The organism is Enterobacter cloacae complex sp. IR5403, from assembly GCF_049238705.1.
Lineage (GTDB): Bacteria > Pseudomonadota > Gammaproteobacteria > Enterobacterales > Enterobacteriaceae > Enterobacter > Enterobacter hormaechei_C.
On sequence record NZ_JBMKHP010000002.1, the window covers coordinates 234,245 to 249,145 of the forward strand.

Consider the following 14,901-nt stretch of genomic DNA (forward strand, 5'->3'; position numbering starts at 1 on the left):
CGCCTTACCCGGCCTACAAAACCGCCAACCAGCCAACCAACCCGCGACACGAAGCGTAGGCCCGCGCAAGCGCAGCGCCGCCGGGCACAGCCACACCGTAGTTACCCCTCGCTCATCATCGCCAGAAACCGCTTCACCGTCCGCGAACGCTCAAAGCGCCGCCAGCAGAGCGCGATATCGGTATAAAGCTCCGGCGAGCGCAGCGCATGGTAGGTGACATTCGGCGGAGAAATAGCGGCCATCGATTTCGGCACCAGCGCGAACCCGCCGCCAGCGGAGACCATGCTCAGGGAAGAGGAAAGTTGTGAGGATTGCAGCGTGTGTTGCATATCGATCCCGGCCCGCTCGCAGCTGCCGTAAACGCGGTCATACAGCCCCGGCGCGACCTCCTGGGGGAACAGCACCACCGGCGTATTCCGCAGCTCATCCAGCGCCAGATCTCCGCACGTCGCCAGGGGATGATCGCGATGCAGCGCCACCACCATCGGCTCCCGATCGAGGATTTTTAACTCAAACACCTTGCTGCTCTCGCACGGCAGGCGCACAAAGGCGATATCCAGCTCACCCTCCGCCAGCATCGTCGTCAGCGACGACATATTGGCTTCCACCTGGTGAACCTGCACCGCCATGTTCTGCACCTGAAACTGACGTATCAGGGCGAAGATTTTAGGATGAAAAGCATCTGAACTGGTGATGCCAATCGACAGGCTGCCGTTCAGCCCGCGCGCGATGCCCCTGGCTTTTTCCAGCGCGGCGTCGCTCAGCGCCAGGATCTTACAGGCGTCCTCATAGAAGGCTTCTCCCGCCTCGGTCAGCTCCACGCCCCGCGTCAGGCGCCTGAACAGCGGCGTGCCCACTTCCTCTTCGAGCCGTTTGATCTGCTGACTCAGAGGAGGCTGTGAAATACCCAGCGCTTTGGCCGCCCTGGTGAAGTGTCGCTCGCGTGCTACCGCGACAAAATAGCGCAGATAACGAAGTTCCATATCAAAAACGTCTCAAACCAGCATGGATTCTATATTGGAACTCTCTGCTGAATCGGGTCAACATTTATTTAACCTTTATAAATAAAGTTGAAGAGGACGGGCATGATGATGCATTCATCTGCATGCGACTGTGAGGCGAGTTTATGCGAGACCCTGCGTGGGTTCTCGGCTCAGCATCCTGACAGCGTGATCTATCAGACATCGCTAATGAGCGCCCTGCTAAGCGGCGTCTACGAAGGGGAGACGACCATCGCCGACCTGCTGGCACACGGTGATTTTGGTCTCGGTACCTTTAACGAGCTGGATGGCGAAATGATTGCCTTCAGCAGCCAGGTGTACCAGCTGCGCGCCGACGGCAGCGCCCGCGCCGCGAAGCCGGAGCAAAAAACGCCGTTCGCGGTGATGACCTGGTTCCAGCCGCAGTACCGCAAAACCTTCGACGGGCCGGTCAGCCGTCAGCAGATCCACGACGTGATCGACCAGCAAATCCCCTCCGATAACCTGTTCTGCGCGCTGCGCATCGACGGCAATTTCCGCCACGCGCACACCCGCACCGTACCGCGCCAGACGCCGCCGTACCGGGCAATGACCGACGTGCTGGATGACCAGCCGGTGTTCCGCTTCAACCAGCGCGAGGGCGTGCTGGTGGGGTTCCGCACCCCGCAGCATATGCAGGGCATTAACGTGGCGGGCTATCACGAACACTTCATCACCGACGATCGTCAGGGCGGGGGCCACCTGCTCGACTATCAGCTGGAGAACGGCGTGCTCACCTTCGGGGAGATCCACAAGCTGATGATTGACCTGCCCGCCGACAGCGCGTTTTTACAGGCCAACCTGCACCCCAGCAACCTTGATGCGGCTATCCGCGCCGTCGAAAACTAACAGGAGAACTACCGTGAACAGTGAGAAACAGTCACGTCAGTGGGCGCACGGCGCCGATATGGTTGTCGGCCAGCTGGAAGCGCAGGGCGTGAAGCAGGTGTTCGGCATACCGGGCGCGAAGATCGACAAGGTCTTTGACTCCCTGCTGGACTCCTCCATCGAGATTATCCCGGTGCGTCACGAGGCGAACGCGGCGTTTATGGCGGCAGCGGTAGGACGGTTAACCGGCAAGGCCGGGGTGGCGCTGGTCACCTCCGGGCCGGGCTGCTCCAACCTGATCACCGGCATCGCCACCGCCAACAGCGAAGGTGACCCGGTGGTCGCGCTGGGCGGGGCGGTGAAACGGGCGGATAAAGCCAAGCTGGTGCACCAGAGCATGGATACCGTCGCCATGTTCAGCCCGGTGACCAAATACGCCGTGGAGGTCAATTCGCCGGAGGCGATTGCCGAGGTGGTGTCGAACGCGTTTCGCGCTGCCGAGCAGGGCAGGCCGGGCGGGGCGTTTGTCAGCCTGCCGCAGGATATTGTCGACCAGCCCACCACGGGGGCGATTTTACCCGCCAGTGGCCCGGCGCTGATGGGCCCGGCTCCCGAATCGGCCATTAACGACGTGGCGAAGCTCATCGACAAAGCTAAAAACCCGGTCATCTTACTCGGCCTGATGGCCAGCCAGCCTGCCAACAGCGCCGCGCTGCATAAGCTGCTGGAGAGAAGCCGTATTCCGGTCACCAGCACCTATCAGGCCGCCGGGGCGGTGAATCAGGAACACTTCACCCGCTTCGCCGGACGCGTCGGCCTCTTTAACAACCAGGCGGGCGACCGGCTGCTGCATCTGGCGGACCTGATTATCTGCATCGGCTACAGCCCGGTGGAGTACGAGCCGTCCATGTGGAACAGCGGCGACGCCACGCTGGTGCACATTGACGTACTGCCCGCCTATGAGGAGCGCAAGTATGTTCCCGATCTGGAACTGGTCGGGGATATTGCCGCCACGCTGAATCTGCTTGCCAGTCGAATCGAGCACAAACTTGAACTCAGCCAGCGCGCCTCGGAAATTCTTGTCGATCGCCAGCATCAGCGGGACCTCCTCGACCGTCGCGGCGCATCGCTTAACCAGTTTGCTCTGCATCCGCTGCGCATCGTGCGCGCCATGCAGGACATCGTGAACAACGACGTGACGCTCACCGTCGACATGGGCAGCTTCCATATCTGGATCGCCCGCTACCTCTACAGCTTCCGGGCGCGTCAGGTGATGATCTCCAACGGTCAGCAGACCATGGGCGTGGCGCTGCCGTGGGCGATTGGCGCGTGGCTGGTCAACCCGGGGCGCAAGGTGGTCTCGGTCTCCGGGGACGGCGGCTTTTTACAGTCGAGCATGGAGCTGGAAACCGCCGTACGCCTCAACGCCAACGTGCTGCACATCATCTGGGTGGATAACGCCTACAACATGGTGGCCATCCAGGAAGAGAAAAAATACCAGAGGCTTTCCGGCGTCGAGTTCGGCCCGGTCGATTTCAAAGTCTATGCCGACGCGTTCGGTGCGAAAGGCTTTGCAGTCGAGAGCGCCGATGCGCTCGAACCGACGCTGCGTGCGGCAATGGATGTCGATGGCCCGGCCGTGGTGGCCATTCCCGTCGACTACAGCGATAACCCGCTGCTGATGGGCCAGCTCCATCTCAGCCAGATTTTGTGAATCAATATAAGGACAGAGAAATGCAAAAAGTGGCTCTCGTAACCGGCTCCGGCCAGGGGATTGGCAAAGCGATCGCGCTTCGCCTGGTGAAAGATGGTTTTGCCGTTGCTATCGCGGATTACAACGAAGAGACGGCGAAAGCGGTCGCGGATGAGATCACCCGCAACGGCGGGAAGGCCGTCGCCGTGAAGGTGGACGTCTCTGACCGCGAGCAGGTGTTCGCGGCGGTGGAAAAAGCCCGCACCGCGCTGGGCGGTTTTAACGTCATCGTCAATAATGCCGGGGTGGCGCCGTCCACGCCCATCGAATCCATCACGCCGGAAATTGTCGACAAGGTCTACAACATCAACGTGAAAGGGGTGATCTGGGGCATTCAGGCCGCAATTGACGCGTTCCGCAAAGAGGGGCACGGCGGCAAAATTATCAACGCCTGCTCCCAGGCGGGCCATACCGGCAACCCGGAGCTGGCGGTCTACAGCTCCAGCAAGTTCGCGGTGCGTGGCTTAACCCAGACCGCTGCGCGGGATCTCGCGCCGCTGGGGATCACCGTTAACGCCTACTGCCCGGGGATCGTCAAAACGCCGATGTGGGCGGAAATCGACCGTCAGGTCTCCGAGGCGGCGGGTAAACCGCTCGGCTACGGGACAGAAACCTTTGCCAAACGCATTACGCTTGGCCGTCTGTCCGAGCCGGAAGATGTCGCCGCCTGCGTCTCATACCTGGCCGGGCCGGATTCCGACTACATGACCGGTCAGTCGCTGCTGATTGATGGTGGGATGGTGTTCAACTAAATTCTAATAAGCTCTGACATGAACTTTCCCCTGCTCCCGTGCAGGGGCTTTTTTTTGTCTCCTCAGCCATTGTGCATTACACTGCGCGCTGCAAAACTTTAGTCTTGAGATCTGACAGGCGGTAACAGCGATGAACGGTACAATCACAACGTGGTTTAAAGATAAAGGCTTTGGATTTATCAAAGATGAAAACGGCGACAACCGCTATTTTCATGTGATTAAGGTCGCCAACCCTGATCTGATTAAGAAAGATGCGGCGGTGACCTTTGAGCCAACCACCAACAGCAAAGGCCTTTCCGCGTATGCGGTGAAGGTGATCCCGGAGAGTAAGCATCTTTATATTGCGGGCGAGCGCGTGAAGCTCACCTCGATCAAATCCTTCGTGGTGTTCAGCGAGGAAGAGCCCGTTGAGACCAAAATCGACAAAGAGAATGCGGTACTGTCGGTGGGGCTCCTGATGAACAGCATCAAACCCAAAACCGAGAAAAAGCCGGGCGAAATGCGCACGGTGAAGAAGCTGGCGATCACTACCTTCCAGAACACGACGCTGATCTTCACTGAAGATGAGATCGACATTGATGCCACGGTGAAGCTGCTGAAGTGATTTTTTGCCGGGTGGCGGCGATGCCTTACCCGGCCTACAAAATGCGTGCGGCATTCGCCGCCGCACGGTTTACCCCATCCTGTGCTCGCCCCGCAACATCGCCTCACGGTCAAACACCCGCTGGATCTCCCCGTGCGCCATAAATGCCGCCCGGTCGGACATATGCGCAATCACGTCCGCATCGTGGCTCACCAGCAGGTAGGTCATGCCGTGCTGCGCCTTCAGGCGGTTGAGCAGGTTCAGGATCTCCGCCTGCACCGACATATCCAGCGCCGAGGTCGGTTCATCCAGCAGCAGAAGCTGCGGGCGCAGCAGCAGCGCGCGGGCAATGGCCACGCGCTGACGCTGTCCGCCGGAAAGCTGATGCGGGTAACGCCTGCCCGCGTCGGCAGCCAGACCCACCTGTTGCAGCGCATCCGCCACCTTTTCGGCAACCTGGGTTTCGCCGTGGATATTTAACGGCTCCGACAGGGTGCGGGCAATGGTGTGGTTCGGGTGCAAAGACGCCCAAGGATCCTGGAACACCATCTGCACGTTACGGCGAAGCGCGCCTTCAAAACGTCGTCCCGGCCGTAAATTTTCCCCGAGGACGGAAATGTGGCCATTCCACTCGCGCAGCAGCCCCGCCAGCACGCGCAGAAGAGTCGATTTGCCGCAGCCGGATTCACCGATCAGGCTGAAGGTTTCGCCTTTTTCGATGGCAAAACTGGCGGCGGAAACCGCCGTTTTTTCACCAAAACTCACCCGGAGCTGGTTAACCTCAACGAGTGCCATTGTCGGCCTCCTTCCACGGTTGCGAACGGTCGAGCGTCGGCAGCATCTGGCCAAACGTCCCGGCGTTCGGGCGGCAGGTCCAGAGCGTGCGCGTGTAGGGATGGGTTGCCTGCGGCAACTGGCTCGCCGCCATTTCATCAACGTTCTCACCCTGATACATCACCAGCACGCGGTCACAGTGTTCCGCGACGAGCGGCAAGTCGTGGCTGATTAACAGCATCGCCATCTGCCGCGCCTCGCACTGCTGTACCAGCAGCTCCAGGATCTGGTTGCGCAGGCGTGCGTCCAGCGCGGAAGTCGGTTCGTCGGCGATCAGCACCTGCGGGTTGTTGATGAGCGCAATGGCGATCATCACGCGCTGGCCCATGCCGCCGGAGAGTTCGCCGGGATAGCGCTGGAGCACGTGCTCGTTCAGCCCTACGGCACGGATGATATCGTGAATGCGCGCCAGGCGTTCGGCGCGGGGCAGGCGCTGATGGAGGGTCAGCGCCTCATCAAGCTGGGCGGCGACGGTTTTCACCGGGTTTAGCGCGTAGCGCGGGTCCTGTAGAACCATCGCAATGCCGTTGCCGCGCAGCGCCTGCCAGCGGCGGCTGTTCAGGGTCAGCAGGTCGTTGCCAAGCACGTTAAGCCGCTTAGCGCTCACGATGCCGGGCTTGCGCACCAGCCCCATCAGGGCGCGGGCAGACATGGACTTGCCGGAGCCGGATTCTCCCACCAGCGCCAGCCGCTCGTTGCCAAGCGTAAAGCTCAGGTTGTGGACCACGCGCGCGGCGGGGTAGTCGATATTTAGCGCATCGACGATGACGCGGTGTTCAGTCATGCTGTGGCTCCAGTACGTCGCGCAGGCCATCGCCCAGCAGGTTAAAGGCCAGGCTGGCAAACAGAATCGCCCCGCCTGGAATGGCGGCAATCCACCACTGGTCAAAAATGACCTGCATGCCGTCGGCAATCATCGCGCCCCATTCCGCCATCGGTGGACGTGCGCCCAGGCCAAGGAAGCCCAGCCCGGCGGCGGCCAGAATGATCCCGGCCAGATCCAGCGCCAGCCGCACAATCGCGGAGGGCAGGCACAGGGGCAGAATATGGCCGACCAGCAGGCGCGGGCCGCGAATGCCCATCATCTCCGCGGCGGCCAGATAATCGCTGTGGCGCAGACGCTGGATTTCACTGCGCGCCTGGCGCGCATAGGCAGGCCAGGTCGTTAAAGCCAGCGCCAGCGCGCCGTTCACCAGACCGGGGCCGAGCATCGCGACAAACGCGAAGGCGAGGATCAGGCGCGGCATCGACATCACCACGTCGGTAAAGCGCATCAGGATGCGCTCCATCCAGCCGCCGTAGTAGCCTGACAAAATCCCCACCAGCAGACCGGCGGGGAGGGTAATTACGGTGACTAAGGCCACCAGCCCCAGTGCCGGACGGGTGCCGTAGATTAATCGGGAGAGCAGATCCCGCCCATAGCTGTCGGTACCCAGCCAGTGCTGCGCGTTGGGCGGTTGCAGACGCGCGGCGGCGTCCTGCCAGTTGGGATCATGCGGCGCAAGCCACGGCGCGAACAGGGCAATAAGCACCAGCAGCGCGATGGCGATCAGCCCGCAAAACGCGGCAGGGGAGCGGCGCAGGCGGCGTAAGAAGAGATAAAACGGCATTAGCGCACCCTGGGATCGGTCGCCCGCACAAGCAGGTCGGTAAGGTTATTGATCAGAACAAAGCAGACGCCAATCAGCAGCGTGCCGCCCATCACGGCGGTGGTGTCACCGGCGAACAGGGCCGTGGTGAGGTAGCGCCCGATGCCCGGCCATGAGAAGACGGTTTCGGTTAATACCGCGCCCTCCAGCATGCTGGTGTAGGCCAGCGCAATCACCGTCAATAGGGTACTGCGAATGTTCGGCAGCACGTGACGCAGCAGGATGGTCATCTCTCCGGCGCCTTTGGCGCGGGCGAGCAATATGTACTCTTTGTTCAACTCGCTCAGACAGGCGGAGCGCGTCAGGCGGGTGATACTTGCCAGCGAGTAGTAGGCCAGCAGCAGCACCGGCAGCACCAGGTGGCTGATGGCGTTGTGGAACGCCTCGCGGTCGCCGGAAAGCCAGGTATCAACCAGCGCAAATCCGGTTCGTGGCTCGACGGTGAATTGCCAGATGTCGTCCAGCCTGCCGGGGCCGGCGCTCCACTGTAGCTTCGCGTAGAACAGAGCCAGCATCAGCAGGCCGAGCCAGAATATCGGCACCGAATTGCCGAGCAGGGTGAGCGTTCTGATCGCTAAGTCCAGTGGCGAACCGGCGTAGCGGGCGCACAGCACACCCGAAATCACGCCGAGTACCGTGCCGATAATTAGCGCCAGCGTTGCCAGTTCCAGCGTGGCGGGAAAGGCGTGCAGCAGGTCCTGCAATACCGGCTGACCGGTAGCGCTGGCGGTGCCTAAATCACCGTGAGCGAGGTTTTGCAGGTAGTGCCAGAACTGCACGGGCAGGGGCCGATCCAGCCCAAGCTGGTGGCGAACCTGATCGTAAGTGGACTGGCTGGCGTGATCGCCGACGATCTGCAATACGCGATCGACCGGGGAAAAGGCAGAGAGCGCAAACGTGACCAGCAGTAGCCCGAACAGCGTGAGCAGGAGAGTCAGCAGACCCTGAAGCACGCGGGTGGAAAGTTGTGGCATGGGAAATCTCTTTATGCCGGGTGGCGGCTTCGCCTTACCCGGCCTGCAAAAACCAGGAACGTAGGCCGGGTAAGCGCAGCGCCACCCGGCAACAAGGGCTACTTCGTAACGCGATCGTACCAGACCATATCTGCGTTCAGCCCCTGCTGATACCCCTTCACGTTATCGCGCACCACGATCTGGGTTTTGCCCTGGTCAACGAACACATACGGCGAGTTATGCTGTAACTGTTCCTGCATCTTCTTATACAGATCCAGACGTTTTGCCGGATCCGGCTCGGCAACCGCCGCCAGCGTAGCGTTGTTCAGCTCCGGAATTTTCCAGCCGTTAAGCCCGGCCACGGTGCTGGATTTCCCGTCATTCCATGCGAAGGCGCTGGCGTTGGAGTGCGCATCGAAGTAATCCGGGATCCACAGACGTATGGCCGCCTGATGCTGTTTCGCACGCACGCGGGCGTACACCTGGCTACCCGCCGCGGGCAGCAGATCCACCTTCACGCCGCCCTGAGCGAAGCTCGCCTGCATGGATTGCGCGATGGTGATGAACGGCGGTTTATTCTCTACGTCCAGCGTGAAATGCGCGTCTTTGATGCCCGCTTTGGCGAGGATCGCTTTTGCTTTTGCCGGGTCAAACGTGAACGGATTGTCTTCCAGCGCGCCCGGCAGGCCGACCGGCAGGAAGCTCTGATGAACAAAATACTGGCCTTTCAGCAGGTCTTTGGTGATGCCTTCATAATCCACCAGCCAGCGCGAGGCTTCCCAGAACGCAGGATTATTCAGCAGCGGGTTGGCGCTGTTGCCGGTGTTAAACACCAGATAGTTTTGCTCGGCAGAAGGAATGCTTAGTACCTTCACGCCCGGCTTGCCGCTGAGGGCGCTTATCTGGTCTGCACCCAGATCGCGCGCCACGTCCGCATCACCCTGCTGGATCAGCAGGCGGCGGGAAGCGGGATCGGGGACGTTTTTAATGATGATGCTTTTAAGCTTCGGCGCACCGCCGGGGGCGGATTCGTTGGCTTCCAGCACGATGGCCTGATGCGGCTGGTAAACGCGCATTTTGAACGCGCCGCTGCCCGCAGAGTGCATTTTTAACCACGCGTTGCCGAAGTCGTTATCCTTCACGTTCGCCGCAACCTGTTTTTCATCGACGATGGAGGCAATCGGCGTGGAGAGAATATTCAGTGCCACCGCCGGGCTGACGTCGGCCGTCCAGTGAAGCGTGAGGGTATGGTCGTCCACTTTCTTCAGCTGGCTGGTGATGTTGCTGGCGTCCCAGCCCAGTACGTTGAGGATAAACGCCGGAGATTTGTTCAGCGTCACGGCGCGGGTATATGAGAAGATCACATCTTCCGGGCGCAGCGGGTTGCCGGAGGCGAATTTCGCATCGGGCTTAAGTTTGATGGTCAGGGTTTTTGCTGCCGCGTCCGCTTCCCAGCTTTCGGCCAGAACCGGGGTGATTTTTTCCGGGTTATCGCGGTCCGGCTGTACCAGACGCTGATACAAACTCGGTACGGTCTGGATGCTGGAAAGTTCGTTGGCTTCGGCCGGGTCAAGGCTCACGATATCATCCAGACCCTGGGCGACAACCAGCGTGTTGGGTGGGGTAGCGGCGTGAGCAGCGCTGGAGAGCGCAGCCAGCACCAGTAACGGCAGCAGTTTTTTAGTCATAGCGATCCCTGAAGAAAATATATTGTGATTGTTTTATGCACCGTTACGGTAGGCTGGCTGAGGATTTCCTCAAAGTCGAAATTCTGCTTTGCTTATGCCATCCGGGAATAACGCATTCGGTCTGGTTATGAGTCACCTCTCTTTGCGTTCGCTTTTTAACCTGCTATAACAAACTCCTTACCTTTCAGGGAGTCACCGCCGTGCCCGAAATCAATCAACATGGTCAAACCGTTAACGATATTGTCCCGGACTGGAAATGCGCCCGCGCGTTAACCCGTACCCTGCTCACCGGGCAGTATTGCCGCCTGGAGCCGCTGGATGCCGACCGCCATTCGGCTGATTTGTTTGAAGCCTATGCGCTGGGTGCGACAGCGACTGGACGTGGCTTGCCAGCACCCAGCCTGAGAGCGTTGAGGCCACTGCGCACTGGGTGCTCGGAAAGGTGCTGGATGACGACCTGGTGCCCTTTGCCGTCATCGATCTGCGCACCGAAAAGGCGGTAGGGCTGGTCAGCTATATGGCGATAGAACGCTTTCAGGGCTCGGTTGAGATCGGTCACGTCACCTGGTCGCGCAGGATGAAGGGCACCCGCGTGGGTACCGAAGCGGTGTGGCTGCTGCTGAAAAATGCCTTTGAGCATAAATATCGTCGACTGGAGTGGAAGTGCGATTCGATGAACATCGCCTCACGCAACGCGGCGGAGCGGCTGGGGTTTGTCTGGGAAGGGCGCCTGCGCCAGAAGCTGGTGCGCAAAGGACGCAACCGCGACAGCGATATGCTTTCGATTATTGACGGCGAATGGCCGCAGCGCGATGCAGAGCTGCGCGCCTGGCTGGCGGCGGAGAATTTTGACGGGGAAGGACGGCAGGTTAAGCGGCTTGAAGCATTTCGGAAATAATTTCCCCTCACCCTAACCCTCTCCCAAAGGGAGAGGGGACGATGACACCCTCTCCCTTTGGGAGAGGGCCGGGGTGAGGGGAGACGTTCGCACTCAGCGGCGAACCGGCGCCCCGTTCGCCACATAATACGCCGCCGTGCTCTTCGCCAGCGGCTCGCGCCCGCGAATGGCGTCGGCAATCTTTTCGCCAATCATGATGGTGGTGGCGTTCAGGTTGCCGGTGATAATCTGCGGCATGATCGACGCATCCACTACGCGTAACCCTTCCAGCCCGTGAACCCGGCCTTCGCCGTCGACCACCGCCATTTCGTCGTAGCCCATTTTGCAGGTGCCGCACGGGTGGAAGGCGGTTTCGGCGTGGTTACGCACGAACTCGTCCAGCTGTTCGTCGGTCTGGCATTCGATGCCCGGGCTGATTTCACGACCGCGATACTTGTCCAGCGCAGGCTGGTGCATGATCTCGCGGGTGATGCGGATCGCGTCGCGGAACTCCTGCCAGTCCTGCTCGTGGGACATATAGTTGAACAGGATCGCCGGATGCTGGTGCGGATCGCGCGACTTGATGCGCACGTGGCCGCGGCTCGGCGAGCGCATGGAGCCAACGTGGCACTGGAAGCCATGTTCTTTCACCGCGTTCGAGCCGTTGTAGTTAATCGCCACCGGCAGGAAGTGATACTGAATGTTCGGCCACTCGAACTCCTCGCGGCTGCGGATAAACCCGCCCGCTTCGAAGTGGTTGCTCGCGCCCACGCCTGTGCCTCCAAACAGCCACTCCGCGCCAATCTTCGGCTGGTTCCACCATTGCAGGGCAGGGTAGAGGGAGACCGGCTCCTTACATTCATACTGAAGGTACATCTCCAGGTGATCCTGCAAGTTTTCCCCCACGCCGGGTAAATCATGCACCAGCGGGATATCAAACTGCTTCAGTAGTTCAGCGTTGCCCACGCCGGAGCGCTGGAGGATCTGCGGAGACGCGATAGCGCCCGCGCACAGCAGTACCTCTTTCTTCGCTGTCGCTTTTGACGGAATGGTGCTTTCGCCTTCCAGCCACTCGACGCCCACCGCGCGCTTGCCGTCAAAGATTATATGATCGGTCATGGCGTGGGTGCGGATGGTCAGGTTCGGGCGTGGTTTGGCCTGGTCCAGATAGCCGCGCGCGGTGCTGGCGCGTCGGCCCTGCGGCGTGACCGTGCGGTCCATCGGGCCGAAGCCTTCCTGCTGATAGCCGTTGAGATCGTCGGTGCGCGGGTAGCCCGCCTGCACGCCCGCCTCTACCATCGCTTCAAATAGCGGGTTCACGCCCGGCTTAGAGGTGGTGACGCTCACCGGACCGTCGCCGCCGTGGTAGTCGTTCGGCCCCACGTCGCGGGTCTCTGCCTTGCGGTAGTAGGGCAGGCAGTTGAGATAGCTCCAGTGCTCCAGACCCGGTTCTTTCGCCCAGTTGTCCAGATCCATCGCGTTGCCGCGCACGTAGCACATGCCGTTGATCAGCGACGAGCCGCCCAGCCCTTTACCCCGTCCGCACTCCATGCGGCGGTTGTTCATGAAAGGCTCTGGCTCGGTTTCATACGCCCAGTTGTAGCGCTTACCCTGCAACGGGAAGGCCAGCGCAGCAGGCATCTGGGTGCGGAAGTCAAAGCGGTAGTCCGGCCCGCCCGCCTCAAGCAGCAGGACGGTGGTGTTCGGATCTTCAGTCAATCGTGTTGCCAGAACGTTGCCGGCAGAGCCGGCCCCGATAATGATGTAGTCAAATTGCAAATAAACCTCCCGGTTAAAATATGGACTGGAATTTACCCATCTCAACCTGGATGGACTTCACCTGGGTGTAACTCTGAAGCGTCATGACGCCGTTCTCGCGGCCAATGCCGGAGTGTTTGTAGCCGCCCACCGGCATCTCTGCGGCGGATTCGCCCCAGGTGTTGATCCAGCAGATGCCCGCTTCGAGCTGATGAATGGCGCCGTGGGCGCGGTTCAGATCGGCGGTGACGATGCCCGCCGCCAGACCGTAGTCGGTATCATTGGCGCGGCGAATGGCTTCTTCATCAGTGTCATAGGTAAGGATGGACATCACCGGGCCGAAGATCTCTTCGCGCACGATGGTCATTTCGTCGGTGCAGTCGGTGAACACGGTCGGGGCCACCCACGCGCCGTTATCAAAGCCGTCGCCCTTCAGTACGTCGCCGCCGCACAGCACGCGCGCGCCTTCCTCTTTGCCTTTGGTGATGTAGCGCAGCACGCTGTCGCGATGCGGGAAGCTGACCATCGGGCCAAAGTTGGTGTTTTCATCGAACAGGTCGCCCGCGCGGATGCGGCCCACGCGCTCGACGATTTTTTGCTCAAACGCGGCTTTGACCTTCGCGGGCACGAACACGCGGGTGCCGTTGGTGCACACCTGGCCGGAGCTGAAGAAGTTCGCCATCATGGCGATATCTGCCGCGAGATCCAGATCCGCGTCGTCAAATACTATTAGCGGGGATTTACCGCCCAGCTCCATCGTCACCTCTTTCAGGGACGAGGCCGCCGAGTTCGCCATCACCTTTTTGCCGCTGGCCACGCCACCGGTGAAGGAGACTTTGGCGATGCCCGGATGCTCGGTCAGGAACTGGCCGGTCTCTGCGCCCACGCCCGGCAGGACGTTAAACACGCCGTCCGGCAGGCCCGCCTCGGTGTAGATTTCCGCCAGCTTCAGGGCGGTGAGCGGGGTCACTTCGCTCGGCTTGAAGATCATCGCGTTGCCCGCCGCCAGCGCCGGGGCGGATTTCCACAGGGCGATCTGGATCGGGTAGTTCCACGCGCCGATGCCCGCCACCACGCCCAGCGGCTCGCGGCGGGTGTAGACGAACGAGGTGTCGCGCAGCGGGATCTGGCTGCCTTCCAGCGCCGGGATCAGCCCCGCGTAGTACTCCAGCACGTCTGCACCGGTGACGATATCCACGGTCGAGGTTTCGGAAAACGCTTTACCGGTGTCGAGGGTTTCCAGCGTTGCCAGCTCGTCGTTGCGCTCGCGCAGGATATCGACGGCGCGGCGCAAAATGCGCGAGCGCTCCATGGCGGTCATCGCCGCCCAGATTTTTTGCCCGCGTTTTGCGCTTTCGACGGCGCGGTCCACGTCTTCGCGCCCGGCGGCCTGCACGGTTGCCAGAACTTCACCGTTCGCCGGATTGATGGTCTCGAAGGTGCGACCGCTGGTGGCGGATGTATAACCACCATTGATATAAAGCTGCTGTTCTGCCATTCGGGACATAAATTCTCCTCGGTTAATCGGTCGGTAGATGCTGGCTGATAAAGTGGCTGGTGAGCGACTGGGCCAGGGTTTTATCCAGCGGTTTGCCGCTGAGCGCAGCGCGCAGCCACAGCCCGTCAATCAGTGCGGCGAGCCCGTAGCCCGCCTCTTCAGCCTGTTCACGCGGCAGCTCGCGGCGGAACTCGTACACCAGGTTTGAGAGCAACCGACGGCTGCTGACCTGCTGCAAACGGTAGAGCATCGGCTGATGCATGCTGCTCGCCCAGAAGGCCAGCCAGGCCTTCATCGCCGCGCCGCTGACCTGGGTTTCATCAAAATTGCCGCCAACAATCGCCTGCAAACGCTGCTCTGCGCTGCCGTCCGGCAGGGCGCGTAAACGGCTTAATACCGCGTCGCGCAGCTGACCGGTGATGTCGCGCATGGTTGCTTCCAGCAGACCGTTTTTATCTTTGAAATAGTGGCTGATGATCCCCGTGGACACGCCCGCCCGACGGGCGATTTGCGCGATGGTTGCGTCATGCATTCCCACTTCATTAATTGCTTCCAGCGTGGCATCGATTAGCTGCCTGCGCCGGATCGGCTGCATCCCCACTTTGGGCATTTTTGCCACTCCATTCATCAGCGTTGGTTAACTATTAAAGCGGTTTTTGATTGGACGTTCAATATAAAATGTGTCTTAATTGTTGCGATTTTGGATTTC

The 14,901-nt window shown here is 60.6% G+C and carries 13 protein-coding genes and 1 pseudogene; 5 read left to right on the forward strand and 9 right to left on the reverse strand.

Going from position 1 to position 14,901, the window contains the following annotated elements; translation table 11 throughout:
- Nucleotides 1–101 precede the first annotated feature (101 nt).
- Nucleotides 102–983: a LysR family transcriptional regulator gene (locus ACOTW6_RS04075; protein ID WP_213788917.1), complete on the reverse strand. Its 882-nt coding sequence runs from the start codon at nucleotides 981–983 to the stop codon at nucleotides 102–104.
- A gap of 105 nt (nucleotides 984–1,088) precedes the next feature.
- Here ACOTW6_RS04075 and budA point away from each other — a divergent pair, with 105 nt between their 5' ends.
- The 4 genes from budA to ACOTW6_RS04095 all read left to right on the forward strand — a co-directional run bounded on the left by budA (nucleotide 1,089) and on the right by ACOTW6_RS04095 (nucleotide 4,956).
- Nucleotides 1,089–1,868: an acetolactate decarboxylase gene (gene budA / locus ACOTW6_RS04080; protein ID WP_003858848.1), complete on the forward strand. Its 780-nt coding sequence runs from the start codon at nucleotides 1,089–1,091 to the stop codon at nucleotides 1,866–1,868.
- Nucleotides 1,840–3,561 (forward strand): acetolactate synthase AlsS, encoded by a 1,722-nt coding sequence (gene alsS / locus ACOTW6_RS04085; RefSeq protein ID WP_407057589.1) that lies wholly within the window; start codon nucleotides 1,840–1,842, stop codon nucleotides 3,559–3,561. Before budA ends, alsS begins: the two co-directional genes overlap by 29 nt.
- 20 nt (nucleotides 3,562–3,581) lie before the next feature.
- Nucleotides 3,582–4,352 carry a (S)-acetoin forming diacetyl reductase gene (locus ACOTW6_RS04090; protein ID WP_003858846.1) on the forward strand — a complete coding sequence of 257 codons (771 nt, stop codon included), beginning with the start codon at nucleotides 3,582–3,584 and terminating at the stop codon, nucleotides 4,350–4,352.
- 130 nt (nucleotides 4,353–4,482) lie between these two features.
- The gene (locus ACOTW6_RS04095; protein WP_015571193.1) at nucleotides 4,483–4,956 is read left to right on the forward strand and encodes a cold-shock protein; all 474 of its coding nucleotides are present in this window, start codon (nucleotides 4,483–4,485) and stop codon (nucleotides 4,954–4,956) included.
- A gap of 69 nt (nucleotides 4,957–5,025) precedes the next feature.
- On the opposite strand, the gene ACOTW6_RS04100 is transcribed toward ACOTW6_RS04095, so the two are convergent.
- From ACOTW6_RS04100 to ACOTW6_RS04120, 5 genes are all read right to left on the reverse strand, one after another.
- The gene (locus ACOTW6_RS04100) at nucleotides 5,026–5,730 is read right to left on the reverse strand and encodes an ABC transporter ATP-binding protein (protein WP_032103075.1); all 705 of its coding nucleotides are present in this window, start codon (nucleotides 5,728–5,730) and stop codon (nucleotides 5,026–5,028) included.
- A complete protein-coding gene (locus ACOTW6_RS04105) occupies nucleotides 5,717–6,553 on the reverse strand; it encodes an ABC transporter ATP-binding protein (RefSeq protein ID WP_062932243.1) in 837 nt (278 codons plus the stop codon). Before ACOTW6_RS04105 ends, ACOTW6_RS04100 begins: the two co-directional genes overlap by 14 nt.
- Nucleotides 6,546–7,379, reverse strand: a complete 834-nt coding sequence (locus ACOTW6_RS04110; protein WP_015571190.1) for an ABC transporter permease — start codon at nucleotides 7,377–7,379, stop codon at nucleotides 6,546–6,548. The genes ACOTW6_RS04105 and ACOTW6_RS04110 overlap by 8 nt, the downstream gene beginning before the upstream one ends.
- The gene (locus ACOTW6_RS04115) at nucleotides 7,379–8,392 is read right to left on the reverse strand and encodes an ABC transporter permease (protein WP_062932242.1); all 1,014 of its coding nucleotides are present in this window, start codon (nucleotides 8,390–8,392) and stop codon (nucleotides 7,379–7,381) included. Before ACOTW6_RS04115 ends, ACOTW6_RS04110 begins: the two co-directional genes overlap by 1 nt.
- A 98-nt stretch (nucleotides 8,393–8,490) precedes the next feature.
- A complete protein-coding gene (locus ACOTW6_RS04120; RefSeq protein WP_062932241.1) occupies nucleotides 8,491–10,059 on the reverse strand; it encodes an ABC transporter substrate-binding protein in 1,569 nt (522 codons plus the stop codon).
- 200 nt (nucleotides 10,060–10,259) lie between these two features.
- Here ACOTW6_RS04120 and ACOTW6_RS04125 point away from each other — a divergent pair.
- Nucleotides 10,260–10,957 (forward strand): annotated as a pseudogene (locus ACOTW6_RS04125) (GNAT family N-acetyltransferase).
- A gap of 93 nt (nucleotides 10,958–11,050) precedes the next feature.
- On the opposite strand, the gene betA reads toward ACOTW6_RS04125, so the two are convergent.
- From betA to betI, 3 genes are read right to left on the reverse strand one after another with little or no spacing between them, the layout of a single operon-like run.
- Nucleotides 11,051–12,715, reverse strand: a complete 1,665-nt coding sequence (gene betA, locus ACOTW6_RS04130; protein WP_062932239.1) for a choline dehydrogenase — start codon at nucleotides 12,713–12,715, stop codon at nucleotides 11,051–11,053.
- Between the two features lie 13 nt (nucleotides 12,716–12,728).
- On the reverse strand, nucleotides 12,729–14,201 hold the full coding sequence (betB, locus tag ACOTW6_RS04135; protein WP_062932238.1) for a betaine-aldehyde dehydrogenase: 1,473 nt from the start codon (nucleotides 14,199–14,201) through the stop codon (nucleotides 12,729–12,731).
- Nucleotides 14,202–14,214: 13 nt separating this feature from the next.
- A complete protein-coding gene (gene betI / locus ACOTW6_RS04140) occupies nucleotides 14,215–14,802 on the reverse strand; it encodes a transcriptional regulator BetI (RefSeq protein ID WP_003858827.1) in 588 nt (195 codons plus the stop codon).
- Between the last annotated feature and the right edge of the window lie 99 nt (nucleotides 14,803–14,901).